Source organism: Variovorax sp. PMC12, assembly GCF_003019815.1.
Classification (GTDB): Bacteria; Pseudomonadota; Gammaproteobacteria; order Burkholderiales; family Burkholderiaceae_C; genus Variovorax.
Genome location: NZ_CP027773.1, coordinates 3,720,124 through 3,738,152, shown reverse-complemented (window position 1 = coordinate 3,738,152; position 18,029 = coordinate 3,720,124). Strand labels below are relative to the sequence as shown.

The 18,029-nt window shown below is 69.6% G+C and carries 17 protein-coding genes; 7 read left to right on the top strand and 10 right to left on the bottom strand.

Features of this window, described 5'->3' with window-relative positions:
* The first annotated feature begins 21 nt into the window (after positions 1 to 21).
* Entirely contained in the window at positions 22 to 1,533 is a 1,512-nt protein-coding gene (locus C4F17_RS17265) for a CoA-acylating methylmalonate-semialdehyde dehydrogenase (protein ID WP_106936056.1), read from the top strand.
* A gap of 78 nt (positions 1,534 to 1,611) precedes the next feature.
* A complete protein-coding gene (locus C4F17_RS17260) occupies positions 1,612 to 3,243 on the top strand; it encodes a GMC family oxidoreductase (protein ID WP_106936055.1) in 1,632 nt (543 codons plus the stop codon).
* Here the strand turns inward: C4F17_RS17260 and tetR are convergent.
* Positions 3,185 to 3,871: a tetracycline resistance transcriptional repressor TetR gene (tetR, locus tag C4F17_RS17255; protein WP_106936054.1), complete on the bottom strand. Its 687-nt coding sequence runs from the start codon at positions 3,869 to 3,871 to the stop codon at positions 3,185 to 3,187. The two genes, C4F17_RS17260 and tetR, sit on opposite strands and share 59 nt — an antisense overlap.
* A 74-nt stretch (positions 3,872 to 3,945) precedes the next feature.
* On the opposite strand from tetR, the gene tet reads away from it, so the two are divergent.
* Positions 3,946 to 5,178 (top strand): Tet(A)/Tet(B)/Tet(C) family tetracycline efflux MFS transporter, encoded by a 1,233-nt coding sequence (tet, locus tag C4F17_RS17250; RefSeq protein ID WP_106936053.1) that lies wholly within the window; start codon positions 3,946 to 3,948, stop codon positions 5,176 to 5,178.
* A 4-nt stretch (positions 5,179 to 5,182) separates the two neighbouring features.
* On the opposite strand, the gene C4F17_RS17245 is transcribed toward tet, so the two are convergent.
* Genes C4F17_RS17245 through C4F17_RS17215 form a run of 7 tightly spaced genes read right to left on the bottom strand, consistent with a single transcriptional unit; the run spans position 5,183 to position 11,837 of the window.
* Positions 5,183 to 6,235 (bottom strand): ABC transporter substrate-binding protein, encoded by a 1,053-nt coding sequence (locus C4F17_RS17245; protein ID WP_106937599.1) that lies wholly within the window; start codon positions 6,233 to 6,235, stop codon positions 5,183 to 5,185.
* Between the two features lie 21 nt (positions 6,236 to 6,256).
* Positions 6,257 to 7,402, bottom strand: coding sequence for an NAD(P)/FAD-dependent oxidoreductase (locus C4F17_RS17240; protein WP_106936052.1), 1,146 nt, complete (start codon positions 7,400 to 7,402; stop codon positions 6,257 to 6,259).
* The gene (locus C4F17_RS17235) at positions 7,399 to 8,805 is read right to left on the bottom strand and encodes an NAD(P)/FAD-dependent oxidoreductase (protein WP_106936051.1); all 1,407 of its coding nucleotides are present in this window, start codon (positions 8,803 to 8,805) and stop codon (positions 7,399 to 7,401) included. Before C4F17_RS17235 ends, C4F17_RS17240 begins: the two co-directional genes overlap by 4 nt.
* Positions 8,802 to 9,107 carry a (2Fe-2S)-binding protein gene (locus C4F17_RS17230; protein WP_106936050.1) on the bottom strand — a complete coding sequence of 102 codons (306 nt, stop codon included), beginning with the start codon at positions 9,105 to 9,107 and terminating at the stop codon, positions 8,802 to 8,804. Before C4F17_RS17230 ends, C4F17_RS17235 begins: the two co-directional genes overlap by 4 nt.
* A complete protein-coding gene (locus C4F17_RS17225) occupies positions 9,108 to 9,902 on the bottom strand; it encodes an ABC transporter permease (protein WP_106936049.1) in 795 nt (264 codons plus the stop codon). It abuts the gene before it with no gap.
* 4 nt (positions 9,903 to 9,906) lie between these two features.
* Positions 9,907 to 10,767 (bottom strand): ABC transporter permease, encoded by an 861-nt coding sequence (locus tag C4F17_RS17220; RefSeq protein WP_081266964.1) that lies wholly within the window; start codon positions 10,765 to 10,767, stop codon positions 9,907 to 9,909.
* Complete coding sequence (locus tag C4F17_RS17215; RefSeq protein ID WP_106936048.1) at positions 10,764 to 11,837, bottom strand: ABC transporter ATP-binding protein; 1,074 nt, start codon at positions 11,835 to 11,837, stop codon at positions 10,764 to 10,766. Before C4F17_RS17215 ends, C4F17_RS17220 begins: the two co-directional genes overlap by 4 nt.
* Before the next feature lie 217 nt (positions 11,838 to 12,054).
* Here C4F17_RS17215 and C4F17_RS17210 point away from each other — a divergent pair, with 217 nt between their 5' ends.
* The gene (locus C4F17_RS17210) at positions 12,055 to 12,918 is read left to right on the top strand and encodes an IclR family transcriptional regulator (protein ID WP_081266962.1); all 864 of its coding nucleotides are present in this window, start codon (positions 12,055 to 12,057) and stop codon (positions 12,916 to 12,918) included.
* A gap of 4 nt (positions 12,919 to 12,922) precedes the next feature.
* Here the strand turns inward: C4F17_RS17210 and C4F17_RS17205 are convergent, their stop codons facing one another.
* Positions 12,923 to 13,363 carry a DUF4174 domain-containing protein gene (locus tag C4F17_RS17205; RefSeq protein ID WP_106936047.1) on the bottom strand — a complete coding sequence of 147 codons (441 nt, stop codon included), beginning with the start codon at positions 13,361 to 13,363 and terminating at the stop codon, positions 12,923 to 12,925.
* A 2-nt stretch (positions 13,364 to 13,365) separates the two neighbouring features.
* Positions 13,366 to 13,869 carry a hypothetical protein gene (locus C4F17_RS17200; protein WP_081266960.1) on the bottom strand — a complete coding sequence of 168 codons (504 nt, stop codon included), beginning with the start codon at positions 13,867 to 13,869 and terminating at the stop codon, positions 13,366 to 13,368.
* 311 nt (positions 13,870 to 14,180) lie between these two features.
* On the opposite strand from C4F17_RS17200, the gene amaB reads away from it, so the two are divergent.
* From amaB to C4F17_RS17185, 3 genes are all read left to right on the top strand, one after another.
* The gene (gene amaB, locus C4F17_RS17195; protein ID WP_106936046.1) at positions 14,181 to 15,728 is read left to right on the top strand and encodes an L-piperidine-6-carboxylate dehydrogenase; all 1,548 of its coding nucleotides are present in this window, start codon (positions 14,181 to 14,183) and stop codon (positions 15,726 to 15,728) included.
* Positions 15,729 to 15,895: 167 nt separating this feature from the next.
* Positions 15,896 to 16,792, top strand: a complete 897-nt coding sequence (locus C4F17_RS17190; RefSeq protein WP_106936045.1) for an amino acid ABC transporter substrate-binding protein — start codon at positions 15,896 to 15,898, stop codon at positions 16,790 to 16,792.
* Complete coding sequence (locus C4F17_RS17185; protein ID WP_106936044.1) at positions 16,789 to 18,024, top strand: pyridoxal phosphate-dependent aminotransferase; 1,236 nt, start codon at positions 16,789 to 16,791, stop codon at positions 18,022 to 18,024. Before C4F17_RS17190 ends, C4F17_RS17185 begins: the two co-directional genes overlap by 4 nt.
* Positions 18,025 to 18,029 lie beyond the last annotated feature (5 nt).

The window sequence follows — 18,029 nt, the reverse complement described above, 5'->3', positions numbered from 1 at the left end:
TCACGCGAAAGCACAGTCCCCATGCCCACCACGAACATCGACCACTTCATCGGCGGCCAGCCTGCCGCCAACACTTCCGGCCGCACGCAGGACGTGACCAACCCCGCCACCGGCGCCGTCACCGGCAAGGTCGGCCTGGCCGATGCAGCGCAGGTTTCCGCCGCCGTGGCCGCCGCGCAGGCCGCCTTCCCGGCCTGGGCCGACACCCCGCCGATCCGCCGCGCGCGCGTCATGTTCAAGTTCCTGCAGCTGCTCAACGAGCACAAGGACGAGCTGGCCCACATGATCACCGCCGAGCACGGCAAGGTCTTCACCGACGCGCAGGGCGAAGTCAGCCGCGGCATCGACATCGTCGAGTTCGCCTGCGGCATTCCGCAGCTGCTCAAGGGCGACTTCACCGACCAGGTGAGCACCGGCATCGACAACTGGACGCTGCGCCAGCCCCTGGGCGTGGTCGCCGGCATCACGCCCTTCAACTTCCCGGTGATGGTGCCGATGTGGATGTTCCCGGTGGCCATCGCCGCGGGCAACACCTTCGTGCTCAAGCCCAGCCCGACCGACCCGACGCCTTCGCTGCGCATGGCCGAGCTGCTGAAGGAAGCCGGCCTGCCCGACGGCGTGTTCAACGTGGTGCAGGGCGACAAGGCCGCGGTCGACGCGCTGCTGGAGCACCCCGACGTCAAGGCCATCAGCTTCGTCGGCTCCACGCCCATCGCCAACTACATCTACGAAACCGGCGCCCGCCACGGCAAGCGCGTGCAGGCCCTGGGCGGCGCGAAGAACCACATGGTGGTGCTGCCCGACGCCGACATCGACCAGACCGTCGACGCGCTGATCGGCGCGGGCTACGGCTCGGCCGGCGAGCGCTGCATGGCCATCAGCGTGGCGGTGTTGGTGGGCGACGTGGCCGACAAGATCATCCCCAAGCTCATCGAGCGCACCAAGACGCTGCAGGTGCTCAACGGCACCAACCTCGCGGCCGAGATGGGCCCGATCGTCACGCGCGCCGCGCATGAACGCATCACCGGCTACATCGACCTGGGCGAGAAGGAAGGCGCGAAGCTGCTGGTGGACGGCCGCCAGTTCGACGGCAACAAGGCGGGCGAAGGATGCGGCGACGGTTTCTGGATGGGCGGCACGCTGTTCGACCACGTCACGCCCGAGATGCGCATCTACAAGGAAGAAATCTTCGGCCCGGTGCTCAGCTGCGTGCGCGTGGCCAACTTCAAGGACGCGGTCGACCTGGTCAACGCGCACGAGTTCGGCAACGGCGTGAGCTGCTTCACCCGCGACGGCAACGTGGCGCGCGAATTCAGCCGCCGCATCCAGGTCGGCATGGTCGGCATCAACGTGCCGATCCCGGTTCCCATGGCCTGGCACGGCTTCGGCGGCTGGAAGCGCTCGCTGTTCGGCGACATGCATGCCTACGGCGAAGAGGGCGTGCGTTTCTACACCAAGCAGAAGTCGGTCATGCAGCGCTGGCCGGAGAGCATCGGCAAGGGTGCCGAGTTCGTCATGCCCACGGCCAAGTAGCATGCGGTGCGGCGCGAGGGGCGCCGCCATCCCGGCCAGCAATTTCGTCGAACAAAAAAGAGAGACAAGTCAAACGCCATGAGCGAGACCCAATTCGACTACATCATCATCGGGGCCGGCACCGCCGGCTCGCTCATGGCCAATCGGCTCAGCGCCGACAAGAGCAAGCGCGTGCTGCTCATCGAGGCCGGCCGCAAGGACGACTACCACTGGATCCACATTCCGGTCGGCTACCTGTATTGCATCGGCAATCCGCGCACCGACTGGCTCTACAGCACCGAGCCCGACGCCGGCCTCAACGGCCGCGTGCTGCGCTATCCGCGCGGCAAGACGCTCGGCGGCAGCTCCAGCATCAACGGCATGATCTACATGCGCGGCCAGTCGCGCGACTACGAGCAGTGGGCGCAGCTCACGGGCGATGAGTCGTGGCGCTGGCAGAACGTGCTGCCGGCGTTCAAGAAACACGAAGACTTCTACCTCGGCGCCGACGAGATGCACGGCGCCGGCGGCGAATGGCGCGTCGAGAAGCAGCGGCTGCGCTGGGACATCCTCGACGCCTTCGCCGAAGCCGCGGCCCAGGCCGACGTGCCGCACACCACCGACTTCAACCGTGGCAGCAACGAGGGCGTGGGCTACTTCCAGGTCAACCAGAAGAACGGCTGGCGCTGGAACACCGCCAAGGCCTTCCTGCGTCCGACCTGCTATGGCAGGCCCAACTTCGAGCTGTGGACCGGCGCGCAGGTGTCGCGCCTGCTGTTCGAGACGCTGCCCGACGGCACGCGCCGCTGCACGGGCGCCGAGGTGTGGAACGGCAGCGAGACGGTCACCGCGCAAGCCACGCGCGAGGTGATCCTGAGCGCGGGCGCCATCGGCTCGCCGCAGATCCTGCAGCTCTCGGGCATCGGCCCGGCCGCGCTGCTGCGCCAGCACGGCATCGACGTGGTGGTCGACGCGCCCGGCGTCGGCGCCAACCTGCAGGACCACCTGCAGATCCGCGCGGTCTACAAGATCAGCGGCGCGCCCACGCTCAATGTGCTGGCCTCGTCGATGGTCGGCAAGGCGAAGATCGGGCTCGAGTACATGCTCAGGCGCAGCGGCCCGATGAGCATGGCGCCCTCGCAGCTCGGCGCCTTCACGCGCAGCTCGCCGGAGCACGAGTGGCCGAACCTGCAGTACCACGTGCAGCCGCTGTCGCTCGATGCCTTCGGCGATCCGCTGCACAGCTTTCCGGCGTTCACCGCCAGCGTGTGCAACCTCAACCCCACCAGCCGTGGCGCGGTGCGCATCAAGAGCGGGCGCTTCCAGGACGCGCCGGCCATCGCCCCCAACTACCTGAGCACCGACGAAGACCGCAAGGTGGCGGCCGACTCGCTGCGGGTGACGCGCCGCATCGCGTCGCAGCCCGCGCTCGCCAAGTACAAGCCCGAGGAATGGAAGCCCGGCGTGCAGTACCAGACCGACGAAGACCTGGCCCGCCTGGCCGGCGACATCGCCACCACCATCTTCCATCCGGTCGGCACCACCAAGATGGGCGCCGACGGCGACCCGATGGCGGTGCTCGACTCGAAGCTGCGCGTGCGCGGCGTGCGGGGCCTGCGCGTGGTGGATGCGGGCGCGATGCCCACCATCACCAGCGGCAACACCAACAGCCCTACGCTGATGATGGCGGAGAAGGCCGCCGGCTGGATTTGCGGCGAGGCGCAGGACTAGCCCCGGCCGCCTCGATGTTGTCGAGGCGCGCCTTCGCGCCCTCGATCATCAGGTCCACGCCGATGTCGAACATCGCATCCGGGCCCGCCTCGCGGTAGCTCGCGAAGGCTTCGGCCAGCAGCGGGCGCGAGGCCGCGGAGGCATCGAGCGCCTGCTGGCGCGCCTCGGCGTCGGGCGGCGCCGCCTGTTCCTCCAGCACGCAGCCCACCGTGTAGCGGCCCAGCGCGATCAGCAGCGTCATGGCCTGCGTTGCCGGCACGCCGCGGTCGACCACGGCCGCCAGCTGGGCCTCCACCATTTCCAGGTCGCCCGGATCGGGCTCGGTGCCCGCGTGCAGCCGCGCGCCGTCGCGCCGCGCCAGCAGCGCGCGCCGGAAGCTGCGCGCGTTCTCGCGCAGGAAGGTTTCCCACGATTCGTCGGGCAGCGGCAGCTGCCGCTTGTGGGCGCGGCGCAGCAGTTCGCTGTTCATCGCATCGAGCAGCGCCCGCTTGTTCCTGAAATGCCAGTACAGCGCCGGCTGCTGCACGCCCAGCCGCTCGGCCAGCAGCCGGGTGCTGAGCTTGTCCATTCCGACCTCGTCGAGCAGCCCCAGGGCGGTCTCGAGGATCACTTCGCGGTCCAGTTTCATTCAGATGTGCATGCCGATGTCGATTCGGGAGGGTACTTCACGGCCCGGAATTTATCGCTGATAATTACTTATCAATGATAAATTCCACCACGCTCCCAACGCCTTCCGCCGCGAAGGGCCGCCATGCGCATGTCGTGATCCTGGCGATCGTCACGCTCGACGCCATCGGCATCAGCCTGGTCATGCCGATCGTGCCGGGCCTGCTGCGCGAGGTCGGCCACACCGGCGATCTCGGCTGGCGCTTCGGCGCATTTCTCTCGCTCTACGCGCTGATGCAGTTCCTCTGCGCACCCGTGCTCGGCGCGCTCAGCGACCGCTTCGGCCGCCGGCCGGTGCTGCTCATCTCGGTGGCGGGCGCCGCCATCGACGCGCTCTTCATGGCCTTCGCGCCCTCGCTGTGGATGCTGTTCGTGGGCCGCGCCATCGCGGGCATGACGGGCGCGAGCACCGCCGTGGCCTCAGCCGCCATCGCCGACCTCACGCCCGAGAACCAGCGCGCGCGCTGGTTCGGCCGCATGGGCGCCTGCTTCGGACTGGGCTTCATCGCCGGGCCCGCCATCGGCGGCGTGCTCGGCGACCACGGCGTGCGGCTGCCGTTCATCGCGGCTGCGGTGCTCAACGGCGTGACCTTCCTCGTCGGCCTGCTGGTGCTGCGCGAGTCGCGCCCGCCGGCGCTCGCCACAAAACCGTTCGACCGCGGCGTGCTGCATCCGCTCGCGCCGCTGCGCTGGGCCAACAGCTTTCCGGCGCTGCTGCCCCTTCTCGGCGTGTTCCTGCTGCTGGTGCTTGTGGGCGAGGTCGCCGGCACGACCTGGGTGATCTACGGCCAGGACCGCTACGCCTGGAACGGCACCATGGTCGGCCTCTCGCTCGCGGTGTTCGGCCTGCTGCATGCGCTGGTGCAGGGCTTCGTCGCGGGGCCGGTGGTCGAGCGCTGGGGCGAGCGCGCGGCCATCGCCATCGGCACCATCGCCGACGGCACAGGCTATGCGCTGATCGCCTTCGCCACGCAGGGCTGGATGGCGATCGCGATGCTGCCGCTCCTGTGCATGGGCGGCGTCTGCGCGCCAGCGCTGCAGGCGACGCTCTCGGCGCGCGTGGGCGAGGCGCAGCAGGGGCGGCTGCAGGGCGTGCTCGCGAGCATCACCAGCCTGGCGGCGGTGTTCGGCCCGCTGCTCATCAGCCCGCTCTACTTCGCGTTCCGCACGCGTTTCCCCGGCATCGTGTGGCTGGCGGGCGCGTCGCTCTATCTGCTGTGCCTGCCGGTGCTGCTGCGCAGGACTGGCAGAACCGGCGCGCAGGGCTGACGGATCACTTCTCTATCGTCTTGTTCCAGCGCGCGTTCCACGCGGGGCGATTGGCGTTGATGCTTTCCCAGTCGATGGTCACGGCCGTCTTCATCCACTTGTTGATGTCCGCCACCTGCGCGGCGCCTTCACCCTCGGCGGGGGTCTTGGGGTTGGTCGGGATCTGCGCGCCGTACTGCAGCACGTTGGCCTGCGCCACCGGGCTCAGCAGGAACTCGGCGAGCTTCTGCGACAGTTCGGGCTCGCTGTTGTTGGCGATCACGCACTGGCCCACCATCAGCACCACCGCGCCTTCCTTGGGCGGCGCGTACTCCACCGGAATGCCCTTGGTCTTGAGCGCCGCGACGGCCGTGGGCGTCAGCGGGAAGATGGCCGCCTCGCCGGTCTGAACCATCTCCGACAGCTTGGCCGAGCTCGGGATGTACTCCAGTACGTTCGGCCCGACGGTGGTGGGCCAGGCCTTGAAGCCCGGCTCCACGTTCTTGTCGTTGCCGCCCTGGATGCGGTTGAACATCAGAAAGCCGTGCAGTCCGAAGGACGACGACGACATCGACTGGAACACCACCTTGCCCTTGTACTTGGGGTCGGCCAGGTCCATCCACGAAGTGGGCGGCGCCCAGCCCTTCTCCTTGAACATCTTGGCGTTGTAGGCCAGGCCGGTCATGCCCAGGCTCACGCCGCTGGCCATGTCGTCCTTGAAGCGCGCCGCGGGATAGATCTCGCTGAGCGACTGGCTGGGCTTCTGCTTCTGGCACAGGCCCATGCCGATGGCGCGCACCATGATGCCGTCGTCCAGGAACATCACGTGCATCTGCGGCTTGTCCTTGTTGGCCTGCGCCTTCGCGAGGATGTCGGACGAGGTGCCGGGCACCACCACCACCTTGGCGCCGTAGGCTTTCTCGAAGGCCGGGAACACGTACTGCGTGTACGCCTTCTCCATGGTGCCCCCGTTCATGCCGATGTAGAGGGTCTTGGTCTGCGCGCCGGCGGTGCCGGCGGCCGCGAGCAGGGCGGCCAGGATGAGGGCGGGGCTCGGGGACTTGGCGGTGCGTGACATGGTGATGCTCTCCAATCAGGTTCAGGTGGGGACAAGTGAAGAAACGGGTTGTTCGTCGAAGCGCTCGATGGCGAAGGCGTCGATGGGCGTGTCGCTGCGTCCGTCGCGCGCCAGCTCGGCCAGCACCTCGCCGGCGGCCGGGCCGATCTGGAAGCCCGCGCCCGCGAAGCCGAAGCCGTGGAACAGGCCGGGCGTGGTGCGGCTGGGCCCCAGCACCGGTTCGCGGTCGGGCAGGTAGCCCTCGGTGCCGCCCCAGGTGCGGATGATGTGCGCATGGCGCAGCGCGGGCAGCAGTTCCACCGCCTGCATCGCGAGCGTGGCGATGCCGTCGCGCTCGGCGCGTGCGCGGTCGGCATCGAGCGTGATGCCGGTGCCGCCGCCGAGCACGAGGTTGCCGCGCTCCACCTGCCGGCAGTAGATGCCGCCGCCCTCCACGCCGAGGCTCCACGCCATGAAGCGCGGCAACGGCTCGGTCACCGCCATCAGCGGGCTGCGGGAGCGCATCGGCGGCGTCTCGCCGAACTGGCTGGCGATGGCGCCAGCCCAGGCGCCCGCGCAGTTGAGCAGCACCGGCGCGCGCACTTCGAGCTCGTTGCCCGAGCGCACCGTGAACAGCGCGCCGTCGTGCGCCACCTCGTCGACCTGGTGGCGCTCGAAGACCTGCGCGCCCGCGCGTCGCGCAGCGAGCGCGAAGGCCGGCGACACCAGCCGCGGGTTGGCCTGCCCGTCCTCGATGCACAGCGAGCCGCCCACGGCGCGTGTGCCGAGCCAGGGGCATTCGGCGCGCAGCCGCGCGGCGGAGATCAGTTCCAGGCCCAGGTCGAAGTCGCTGCTGAGTGCGCGGTAGCGCTCCAGCGACGCCATGTCGGCCTCGCTGCGCGCGATCTTGAAATGGCCCGAACGCACGTATTCGCCGTCGGTGCCCAGCAGTTCGGGCAGCCGGCCCCAGATGCGGTGCGCGCGCTGCGCCAGCGGAAGCTGGCTCAGCGGCCGGCCCTGGCGCCGCACGCCGCCGAAGTTCACGCCGCTGGAGCGCGAACCGCAGAAGTCGCGCTCCAGCAGCACCACGTCGACGCCCATGCGCCGCAACGCCAGCGCGGCGGAAGAACCGACGATGCCGCCGCCGACGATGGCGACCTCGGTCTGCAGTTTCCTGATGCCGCTCATGCGCCGGCCCCTTCCGCGGGCACGAGCCGGATCGGGATCGGCTTGATCGGCGCCTGGCCGCGCAGCCGTCCGACCTGCTGCAGCGGCTGCTGCGTGGCATGCGCGAGGATCTCGGCCGCGGCCACGCCGCACATGCGGCCCTGGCAGCGGCCCATGCCGACGCGCGACAGGGCCTTCAGGCGGTTCATCTCGCTGGCGCCGGCATCGGCGATCGTCCGGCGCAGGCTGCCGGCCGTGACGTTCTCGCAGCGGCAGACCACGAGCTCGTCGGGCGCATGCGCGGCCCAGTCATCGGGCACGGGGAAGGCGCGCTCCAGGCCGTGGCGAAAGCCGGTGATCCGGTCGAGCCTGCGTTCGAGTTCGGCGGCGCGCGCGGTGTCGACCGCCACGCCGTTGTCCGAAAGCAGCGCCAGCGCCGCGCGTTCGCCGGCCCACTCGGCCGCGTCCGCGCCCATGATGCCGGCGCCGTCGCCGGCCAGGTACACGCCCTCGACGCTCGCGCGGCCCGCCGCGTCGCGCACCGGCAGGTGTGCCCGGTGCAGCGGCGCGTAGTCGAAGCGGCAGCCGAGCAGGTCGGCCAGTTGAGTTTCGGAGCGCAGCGCGTAGCCGAAGCCGACGGCATCGCAGGCCAGCGTGCGCTCTTCGTTGCCGTCCTGCCAGGCCACGCCGGTGACGCAGCCCTGCGCCTCGTCGCCCAGCACGCGCAGCGGCCGCACGCCGCCGTGCAGCGCAATGCCGTGCGCGCGCAGCCAGCCGACGTAGTACACGCCCTTGGCGAACACCGCCGGCTGCGACAGCATCGCGGGCGTGGCGGCGAGCTGGTCGGCCAGGCGCGCGGTGTCCAGCACCGCCGCCACCTGCACGCCGGCCTTCGCATACTGGTACGCCACCAGGTACAGCAGCGGCCCGGTGCCCATGAACACCACGCGCCGGCCGATGGCGCAGCCCTGGAACTTGAGCGCGACCTGCGCGCCGCCCAGCGTGTACACGCCCGGCAGCGTCCAGCCCGGCACCGGCAGCACGCGGTCGGTGGCGCCCGTCGCCACGATCAGATGGCTGTAGGGCACACGGCTCGTGCCGCGCGTCGGGTTGTGCAGCACGTCGAGCTGGTGGTCCTGCGCGTTCCACACCAGGCTGTCGGGGCGGTGGTCGATGCGGCCCCGCAGTGCGTCGAAGGCCTGGTGCAGCGCGTCGGCACGCTTCGACTCGAAGCCGTAGAGCGTTCTGGCGGTTCGCTGCGCGAGGCCCGCGGGCGGGCGGCGGTAGATCTGCCCGCCGGCGCGCGGCGCCTCGTCGATCACCACCGGCCGCAGGCCGTGCGCCACCAGCGTCTGCGCCGCGCGCACGCCGGCCGGGCCGGCGCCGACGATCGCGGGTCGGAGTTCGCCTGTTGTCGTCGTCATGCGCCGTTCTTTCCGGTGACGAGCGCCATGCCGGGCGCGATGAAGGTCGAGCAGGCGCGCAGCCGCTCGCCTTCGCCGGTGGAGATCCAGCAGTCCTGGCAGGCGCCCATCATGCAGAAGCCCGCGCGCGGCAGCCCGCTGAATTCGTTGCGGCGCAGCTGGGCGCTTTGGGTGAGCACGGCGGTCAGCACGGTGTCGCCGGCCAGCGCGCTGGCGGGATCGCCGTCGAGCGTGAAGTGCACGGCCTCGCGGCCGGTGGTTTCGGCCACGCGGTGAAGCAGGGCGGTTGGAGTCGTCGTCATCTATCTGCGCCCCACCAGCACGCGGTCCAGGCCGTAGATCCGGTCCAGCAGCACCATCGCGAAAGCCGTCACCGCCACCATCAGCGCTGACACCGCCGCCATCAGCGGATCGATCGACTCGGTGGCATACATGTACATGCGCACCGGCAGCGTCACCGTGCTTGGCGCGGTGACGAAGATCGACATCGTCACTTCGTCGAAGCTGTTGATGAAGGCCAGCATCCAGCCGCCGGTGACGCCTGGCAGGATCATCGGCAGCGTGATGCGGCGGAACACCGTGGCCTGGCTCGCGCCCAGCGACAGCGCGGCCTGCTCTGCGCTGCGGTCGAAGCCCACCAGCGCCGCCACCACCAGCCGCAGCGTGTAGGGCGTGACGATGAGCGCATGCGCCATCACCAGCCAGCCGAAGCTGCCGGTGCCGCCGACCAGCGCGAACAGCCGCAGCAGCGCCACGCCCAGCACCAGGTGCGGCACGATCAGCGGCGACAGGAACAGGCCGTTGAGGAAATCGCGCCCCGGAAACTCGTAGCGCGTGATCGCCATGCCCGCCGGCACCGCGAGCAGCGTCGCGATGGTGGCCGAGCCGAGTGCCAGCCACAGGCTGTTCCAGAACGACTGCATGAAGTCGGGGTGCGCGAACACCGCCTCGAACCAGCGCAGCGAGAAGCGCGTGGTCGGGATGGTCAGCGTGTTCTCGGGCGTGAACGCCACGATGCACACCACTACCAGCGGCGCGAGCATGAAGACGATGACGAGCGCGTTGAACGCGAGGGCGATGGGGCCGTTTTTGTTCATCGCTTCAGCCCAGCGCTTTCTTGTAGCGGCCTTCTACGAGGCGGTTGTAGCTGAGCATCACCACCAGGTTAGCCACCAGCAACACGAGTGCCACGGCAGCACCCAGCGGCCAGTTGAGCTCGCTCAGGTATTCGTCGTACACGATGGTCGCGACCATCTTCAGCCGCCGCCCGCCCAGCAGCCCCGGAATGGCGAACGAGCTCGCGGCCAGGCCGAACACGATCAGGCTGCCGGAAAGAATGCCGGGCATCACCTGCGGCAGCACGATGCGCCGCAGCGTGGTGAAGGGCGTGGCGTTGAGCGACAGCGCCGCGTTCTCCACGCCTGGGTCCAGCTTCTGCAGCGATGTCCACACCGGGATCACCATGAAGGGCAGCATCACGTGCACCAGCGCGATGATCACGGCCGCGTTGGTGTAGAGGATCTTCACCGGCCCGATGCCGACGAGGCCCAGCAGCCCGTTCACCGCGCCCTCGGGGCCCAGCAGCATGCTCCAGCCGAAGGCCCGCACTACCACCGACACCAGCAGCGGCGCCAGCACCACCAGCAGCAGCACCGAGCGCCACGGGTTGCGCATGCGGCTGAGCACATAGGCCTCGGGCGCGCCGACCACCACGCAGATCACCGTGACCAGCGCCGAGACCCAGAAGGTGCGCCAGAAGATGCCGAGGTAGTACGAATCGGAGAACACCAGCGCGTAGTGCGCGAGCGTGAACTCGCCCGACTTGGGGCCGGTGGCCGGGTCGTACACGTTGAACGACAGCACGGCAGTGAGCGCGAGCGGCACCAGCAGCAGCGCGGTGAACAGCAGCAGCGCCGGGCCGGAGAGCCACCACGGGGTGGCCTTGCTCTTCGAGGCGCTCATGCTGCGACAGCCCTTTCTTCGGCCGGCAGCAGCCGCATGCAGTGCGCCGGCCAGTCGATGCCGGTGCGGGCGCCTTCGTCCAGCGCGTTGCGCCCGTCGTTGGGGCTCAGCACCGTGAGGTCGCCGACCGGCGTGGCGATGCGGTAGAGCCACTGGCTGCCGAGGAAGAAGCGCTCCTGCACCTCGCCGTCGAGGCGGCCTTGGCCCGGCGGCACCAGCTGCAGCTTCTCGGGCCGCACGCTCAGCAGCGCGGCGGCGTCCATGCCGAAGCCGGTGTCGTCCACGTCGAGCGAGAGCGCGCCGACCTCCACGCAGGTGCGCGTGGCGCTGCTGCTCGACACGCGGCAGTCGAGCAGGTTGGCCTTGCCCACGAAGGTGGAGATGAAGCGCGTGCTCGGATGCTCGTACACCCGCTGCGGATGGTCGATCTGCGTGGCGCGGCCGCCTTCCATCACCACCACGCGGTCGCTGATGGACATGGCCTCGCTCTGGTCGTGCGTGACCATCACCGTGGTGGTGCCGACCTTGCGCTGGATCTGGCGCAGCTCGAACTGCATTTCCTCGCGCAGCTTGGCGTCGAGGTTGGACAGCGGCTCGTCGAGCAGCAGCACCGGCGGCTCGATGACGAGCGCGCGCGCCAGCGCCACGCGCTGCCGCTGGCCGCCCGACAACTCGCGCGGATAGCGCCCGGCGTGCGCCTGCAGGTGCACCAGCGCCAGCGCCTGCTTCACCCGCTCGGCGCGCTCGGCCTTGGGCATCTTGCGCATCTCCAGGCCGAAGCTCACGTTGTCGGCCACCGTCATGTGCGGGAACAGGGCGTAGGTCTGGAACACGATGCCCAGGCCGCGCGTGTTGGCCTTGGCGTGCGTGATGTCCTTGCCCGCGAGCTCGATGCGGCCGCTGCTCACGGCCTCGAAGCCCGCAATCATCTGCAGCGTGGTGGTCTTGCCGCAGCCCGAAGGGCCGAGCAGCGAGACGAACTCGCCCTTTTCCACCGCCAGGTTCATGGCCGACACCGCGCGGGTGGCGCCATAGAACTTGGTCACGTCGGTGAGCCTGAGGAATGACATGGATCGGGCCTTTCTGCGGTGGCTAAAAGATGGCTGCGGGCAGCTTGTTCCAGCTTGGTGCACGCCATGGACAGCTTGCGTCTTTCAGTTCACTCTATTGCAACGATTGCGCCAGATCGCCTCGGGTATTCCATTAATCAGAATCTTTCTTCAATTTATTCCGTTCAATGGAATATCATGCGGACAAGGCATCATTGAAATTCCAAAGGAGGAAGGTATGGAAACCCCATCGGCTGCCAGCGGCGGCGTGCCGCGCGTCTTCTCGGTGATCCGCGCGCTCGGCGCGGTGCAGGCCGAAGGCGGGCGCGTGACCCAGATCGCACGTTCCGTGGGCCTCACCCAGGCCACCACGCACCGTTTGCTGCAGTCACTCATGGCCGAGGGCATGGTCGAGCAGGACGAGCGCAGCAAGCTCTACCGGCTCAGCATCGATTTCTTCGCGCTGGCCGCGAGCGCGGGCAACCCCGGCGACCTGCGCTCCATCTGCCGGCCGGTGCTGCTGCGGCTGTGCGCGAGCCTGGGCGACAGCATCTTCCTGCTGGCGCGCAGCGGCTTCGACGCGGTGTGCCTGGACCGCAGCGAAGGCCCGTTTCCCATCCGCTCCTTCACCGGCGACATCGGCGGGCGCATCGCGCTGGGCGTGGGGCAGGGCGCGCTGGCGATCCTCGCGTTCCTGCCGGAGGCCGAGCGCGAGGAGGTGATCCGCTTCAACCTGTCGCGGGTGCGCGAGTACGGCGTGTACGACGAGGTCTACCTGCGCACCGAGATCGAGCGCGTGCGGCAGCAGGGCTATGCGGGTCGCAACACCGGGCTTCTGGAAGGCATGGCCGGCGTGGCGGTGCCCATCCTCGACCGCGAAGGCCGCGCGGTGGCCGCGCTGAGCGTGGGCACCATCGCCGACCGGCTCAATGCCGACCGCATGCCGACGGTGGTCGAGCTGCTCAAGCGCGAGGCCGCCGCGATCGGGCCGAAGATCAACCCGTTCGACGCGACGCTGAGGCGGCCGGCGCAGAGCCTGGCGAGTTCGCCGGCGGGGCAGAAGATCGAGCTGCCGGAAGCACCCGGGCCGGGCAAGGCCTGAGCCTTCAGCGCCGACGCATCGGCATCCTGTCGATCTCCGCGAACACCGCCTGCAGGTCGACGTCGGGCCCTTCGGTCATCTTCACGCCGCCGTCCTTGCCGACCAGCACGAAGGTGGGCGGGCCTGCCGCATCGAGCTTCAGCGCGGCCAGCAGCGCGCGGGTCTGCGCCGCGTCGAGGGGCTGCGCGTTGCGGCGGCCCTGGCCCGCGACCACCGTGTAGAGCACCATCTCGCGGTCGATGAAGGCCTCGCGCGTGGCCGTCTGGCGCAGGGCGGACTCGACCTTGCGCAGCAGCGCGTCACCTTCCGCCGGAACCACCACGACCACCGGGCGCGTCTTCCAGCGCTCGGCCACGAGCGGGTTGCGGTCCGCGGCGACGGCCGCGAGCGGCAGGGCCACGCTCAGCGCGGCCAGGGCGGGCTTGAGAAAGCTCGGAAAAGGCATGCTCAATCCTTCAGCTTGATGTCTTCGCTCTTGGCTTCCTGCATCGCTTCGGGTTCCAGTTCTTCCGCGTAGCGGTTCAGGCGAATGAACACGCCCCAGCCCGCCATCAGCAGGCCCACCGCGCTCAGCAGGGCGGCGCCGTACAGCATGAGTTCGGGCGTCTCGCGGGCCTTGAAGATCGCGACCAGGCCCTCGACCGCCACGGCCACCACGATCACCACCATGAACCGCGACAGGAACCGGCGCACCCGCGTCGGGGCGCCGATGTGGGCGTCGCGCACCACCTCTTCTTCGAGCACGGTCTGGGAGATCTGCAGCGCCACGACCGCGGCCGCCAGCAGGCCGACCGCCTCGATCACCGCTTCGGCCGTCGAGATGTCTATGCCCTGCATGACGGCGGCAAAGCCCGCGTGCCCCGCGACCGCGATCAACACCACGGCCGCCGCGGCGAACGCGAACGCCGTCAGCGCGTGGAGCGCGGCGTAGAGGGAGAGGATCGTCTTCATGGCGCATCGGGCGAGTGGGGGTGGCGCATCTTCGATGCGGCCTGGCGCCTTGTGCGTAGGCGCGCAGCCCGAGAGCCACGTCGTCAATTCAGCGCATGGATGCGGGCTTGCCTTGCACGGCAAGCCGGTCCCTTCTTCGTCGATCGGCCTTTTCATGCAGGACCTCGGGCGCAGTTCATTCCTGAAACGCATCAGGTCCTTCCATATTTTCACTAGCCAATCGCGCGCAGTTCGCTGATATTGGCCGGGTTCCGTCCTCTCCGTACCGCCTTCCTGCCTTCCTTCCTTCTCCTCCTCCCCGGAGCGCGTCCATGTCCGAAGACCACACCCCCACCTCCCAGGCGTCCGTCGCCACCGAAGTCGAACAACTGCTGCAGCGCCTGGGCGTGCCGCGCGATGCGTACACCGGCGGCACGCTGACGGTGCGCTCGCCGGTGACGGGCGAGGTGGTCGCGCAGGTGCCGCAGACCACGCCGGCCGAGGCCGCCGACGCCATCGGCCGCGCGCACGAGGCCTACAAGGCCTGGCGCAACGTGCCCGCGCCGCGCCGCGGCGAACTGGTGCGGCTGCTGGGCGAAGAGCTGCGCGCCGCCAAGCGCGAGCTCGGCCTGCTCGTCACGCTCGAGGCCGGCAAGATCCCGTCCGAAGGCGCGGGCGAAGTGCAGGAAATGATCGACATCTGCGACTTCGCGGTCGGCCTCTCGCGCCAGCTCTACGGCCTCACGCTGGCCACCGAGCGTGCCGAGCACCGCATGATGGAAACCTGGCATCCGCTGGGCGTGTGCGGCGTGATCTCGGCCTTCAACTTTCCGGTGGCCGTGTGGTCGTGGAACGCGGCGCTGGCGCTGGTGTGCGGCGACTCGGTGGTGTGGAAACCGTCCGAGAAGACGCCGCTGACCGCGCTGGCCGTGCATGCCATCGCGCAGCGCGCCATCGAGCGCTTCGGCGACGCGCCGCAAGGCCTGCTGGGCCTGCTGCTGGGCCAGCGCGACATCGGCGAGGTGCTGGTCGACGACCACCGGGTGCCGATCCTCTCGGCCACCGGCTCCACGGCCATGGGCCGCCAGGTGGGGCCGAAGCTGGCCGCGCGCTTTGCCCGCGCCATTCTCGAACTCGGCGGCAACAACGCCGCCATCGTCACGCCCTCGGCCGACCTGGACCTCACGCTGTGCGGCATCGCCTTCGCGGCCATGGGCACGGCCGGCCAGCGCTGCACCACGCTGCGCCGCCTGTTCGTGCACGACAGCGTCTACGACAAGCTGGTGCCCAAGCTCGCCAGGGTCTACGGCAACGTGCGCGTCGGCGATCCGCGCGAGGCCGGCACGCTGGTCGGCCCGCTGATCGACCGCGCGGCCTTCGACGGCATGCAGAAGGCGCTCTCCGAAAGCCGCGAGATCGGCGCCACGGTGCACGGCGGCCAGCGCGTGGAAGGCATCGGCACCCAGGACGCCTACTACGTGCGTCCCGCGCTGGTGGAGCTCAAGTCGCATGACGGCCCGGTGCTGCGCGAAACCTTCGCGCCCATCCTGTACGTGGTGCGCTACAGCTCGCTCGACGAGGCCATCGAATGGCACAACGCGGTGGGCGCGGGCCTGTCGTCGTCGATCTTCACCCTGAACGTGCGCGAGGCCGAGCGCTTCATGTCGAGCGCCGGTTCCGACTGCGGCATCGCCAACGTCAACATCGGCCCGAGCGGCGCGGAGATCGGCGGCGCCTTCGGCGGCGAGAAGGAAACCGGCGGCGGGCGCGAAGCGGGCTCCGACAGCTGGAAGGCCTACATGCGCCGCGCCACCAACACCATCAACTACTCGACCGCGCTGCCGCTCGCCCAGGGCGTCACCTTCGACATCGAAGAGTAGGGCTCTCCCCCAGGCTTCGCGCACTTCGTGTCGTTTCGCCAACCCCCTTCCGGGGGCGACATCGGCGGCCCGGCAAAGCCGGTTGCGCCATGTCTTGCGAACGGGCTGTCCGCTGCCCGGGGGCAGCCTTTGCCTTGCAGATCACAAAACCACAGGAGACAGGACCCATGAACATTCCCTTCAAGACCGCCGCGGCCGTCGCGCTGCTCGCGCTCGCGTTCGGCGCCGCCGCGCAGACCGCCACCGGCACGCTCGACAAGATCAAGGCCAGCGGCAAGGCCGTGCTCGGCGTGCGCGAAGCCTCGCCGCCCATGGCCTACATGCTGGGCGCGGGCGAGAAGTACGTGGGCTACCACGTCGAGCTGTGCGAGCGCGTGCTCAAGGACATCGCGCCGCAGGCCAGGCGGGAGTACATGGCGGTGACCGCGCAGAACACCATTGCGCTGGTGCAGAACGGCACGCTCGACATCGGCTGCGGCCCGACCACCAACAACATGGCGCGCCAGCAGCTGGTGGCCTTCGCCCTCACCACCTACGTGAGCGAAGTGCGCATGGCCACCAAGGTCGACTCGGGCATCACCACGCTCGACCAGCTTTCGGGCCGCAACGTGTCGGCCTCGACCGGCACCACCGCCGTGCAGCTGCTGCGCAAGCGCGAGCGCACGAACAACGTGTCGTACAAGACCGTGCTCGGCAAGGACCACCTCGAGAGCTTCCTGCAGCTGGAGTCGGGCCGCGCCGACGCCTTCGTGCTCGACGACAACCTGCTGGCCGGCATCATCGCCAACTCGAAGGACCCCGCCGCGTACCGCATCGTCGGCGAGGCGCTGGGCTCCGAGCCGATCGCGCTGCTGTTCCGCAAGGACGACCCGGCCTTCAAGGCGGCGGTGGACGACTCGCTGCGCCGCATGATGAAGAGCGGCGAGCTCGAGAAGATCTACACCAAGTGGTTCGTGGCCGCGATTCCGCCGAAGAACACCAGCCTGAACCTGCCCATGAGCGCCACGCTCAGGCAGCTGATGGCCGAGCCCAACGACAAGCCGCTGGAGACCTACGCCAAGTGACCACGGACATCGCAGCAACGGCCCCTGGCGTCTTCGAGCCGGCGCAGCGCGTGCGCGCCATCGGCGTCTCGGAGATCCTGCGCATCACCGACCATGCCAACGCGCTCAAGCGTGCGGGCCGCCCGGTGATCGTGCTGGGCGCGGGCGAGCCCGACTTCGACACGCCGCAGAACGTGCGCGACGCCGCGGTGCGCGCCATCGGCCGCGGCGACACGCGCTACACCGTGCTCGACGGCAGCCCGGCCATGAAGGCGGCGGTGCAGCTGAAGTTCAGGCGCGACAACGCGCTCGAATTCGCGCTCGACGAGATCAGCGTGAGCGCGGGCGCCAAGCAGGTCATCTTCAACGCGATGATGGCCAGCCTGGACCCGGGCGACGAGGTGATCCTGCCCGCGCCGTACTGGACCTCCTACGCCGACATCGTGCAGGTCTGCGGCGGCGTGCCGGTGCCGGTGGCCTGCACCGAGGCCAACGGCTTCCGGCTCGACGCCGCGCAGCTGGAAGCCGCGATCACGCCGCGCACGCGCTGGATCTTCCTGAACTCGCCGTCGAACCCGAGCGGCGCGGCCTACAGCGCGGCGCAACTCCAGCCGCTGTGCGACGTGCTGCTGAGCCATCCGCGGGTGTGGGTGCTGGCGGACGACATCTACGAGCACATCCTCTACGACGGGCTCGCGTTCGCGACGCCGGCGGTGGTGGAGCCGCGCCTGCGCGAGCGCACGCTGACGGTCAACGGCGTGTCGAAGGCCTATGCCATGACCGGCTGGCGCGTCGGCTACGGCGCGGGTCCGCGCGCGCTGGTCGCGGCCATGGCCGTGGTGCAGAGCCAGACGACATCGTGCCCGTCGTCGATCAGCCAAGCCGCGGCCATCGAGGCGCTGACCGGCCCGCAGGACATCGTGGCGGAGCGCTGCGCCGACTTCCAGGCGCGCCGCGATTTCGTGGTGGCCGCGCTCAACCGCGCGCCGGGCCTGGGCTGCCGCGTGCCGGAGGGCGCGTTCTACACCTTCGCGAGCTGCGCCGGCGTGCTCGGCAAGCGCACCCGCGGCGGCGACGTGCTGCAAAGCGACAGCGACTTCTGCCGCTACCTGCTGCAGGACTTCGAGGTGGCGGTGGTGCCGGGCAGCGTGTTCGGGCTGGCGCCGTACTTCCGCATCTCCTATGCGACGTCGATGGCGCAGCTGGAAGAGGCCTGCGCACGCATTGCCGCGGCCTGCGAAGCGCTGGAGTGAGCTGA

What these genes read in the sequence shown, in the direction of transcription:
- C4F17_RS17205 (WP_106936047.1), bottom strand. Translation starts at nt 13,363, where the DNA reads ATGCCTTTTCCGAGCTTTCTCAAGCCCGCCCTGGCCGCGCTGAGCGTG.
- C4F17_RS17230 (WP_106936050.1), bottom strand. Translation starts at nt 9,107, where the DNA reads ATGACGACGACTCCAACCGCCCTGCTTCACCGCGTGGCCGAAACCACC.
- C4F17_RS17220 (WP_081266964.1), bottom strand. Translation starts at nt 10,767, where the DNA reads ATGAGCGCCTCGAAGAGCAAGGCCACCCCGTGGTGGCTCTCCGGCCCG.
- tetR (WP_106936054.1), bottom strand. Translation starts at nt 3,871, where the DNA reads ATGAAACTGGACCGCGAAGTGATCCTCGAGACCGCCCTGGGGCTGCTC.
- C4F17_RS17200 (WP_081266960.1), bottom strand. Translation starts at nt 13,869, where the DNA reads ATGAAGACGATCCTCTCCCTCTACGCCGCGCTCCACGCGCTGACGGCG.
- C4F17_RS17210 (WP_081266962.1), top strand. Translation starts at nt 12,055, where the DNA reads ATGGAAACCCCATCGGCTGCCAGCGGCGGCGTGCCGCGCGTCTTCTCG.
- C4F17_RS17245 (WP_106937599.1), bottom strand. Translation starts at nt 6,235, where the DNA reads ATGTCACGCACCGCCAAGTCCCCGAGCCCCGCCCTCATCCTGGCCGCC.
- amaB (WP_106936046.1), top strand. Translation starts at nt 14,181, where the DNA reads ATGTCCGAAGACCACACCCCCACCTCCCAGGCGTCCGTCGCCACCGAA.
- C4F17_RS17215 (WP_106936048.1), bottom strand. Translation starts at nt 11,837, where the DNA reads ATGTCATTCCTCAGGCTCACCGACGTGACCAAGTTCTATGGCGCCACC.
- C4F17_RS17240 (WP_106936052.1), bottom strand. Translation starts at nt 7,402, where the DNA reads ATGAGCGGCATCAGGAAACTGCAGACCGAGGTCGCCATCGTCGGCGGC.
- C4F17_RS17235 (WP_106936051.1), bottom strand. Translation starts at nt 8,805, where the DNA reads ATGACGACGACAACAGGCGAACTCCGACCCGCGATCGTCGGCGCCGGC.
- C4F17_RS17190 (WP_106936045.1), top strand. Translation starts at nt 15,896, where the DNA reads ATGAACATTCCCTTCAAGACCGCCGCGGCCGTCGCGCTGCTCGCGCTC.
- C4F17_RS17260 (WP_106936055.1), top strand. Translation starts at nt 1,612, where the DNA reads ATGAGCGAGACCCAATTCGACTACATCATCATCGGGGCCGGCACCGCC.
- C4F17_RS17265 (WP_106936056.1), top strand. Translation starts at nt 22, where the DNA reads ATGCCCACCACGAACATCGACCACTTCATCGGCGGCCAGCCTGCCGCC.
- C4F17_RS17225 (WP_106936049.1), bottom strand. Translation starts at nt 9,902, where the DNA reads ATGAACAAAAACGGCCCCATCGCCCTCGCGTTCAACGCGCTCGTCATC.
- tet (WP_106936053.1), top strand. Translation starts at nt 3,946, where the DNA reads ATGATAAATTCCACCACGCTCCCAACGCCTTCCGCCGCGAAGGGCCGC.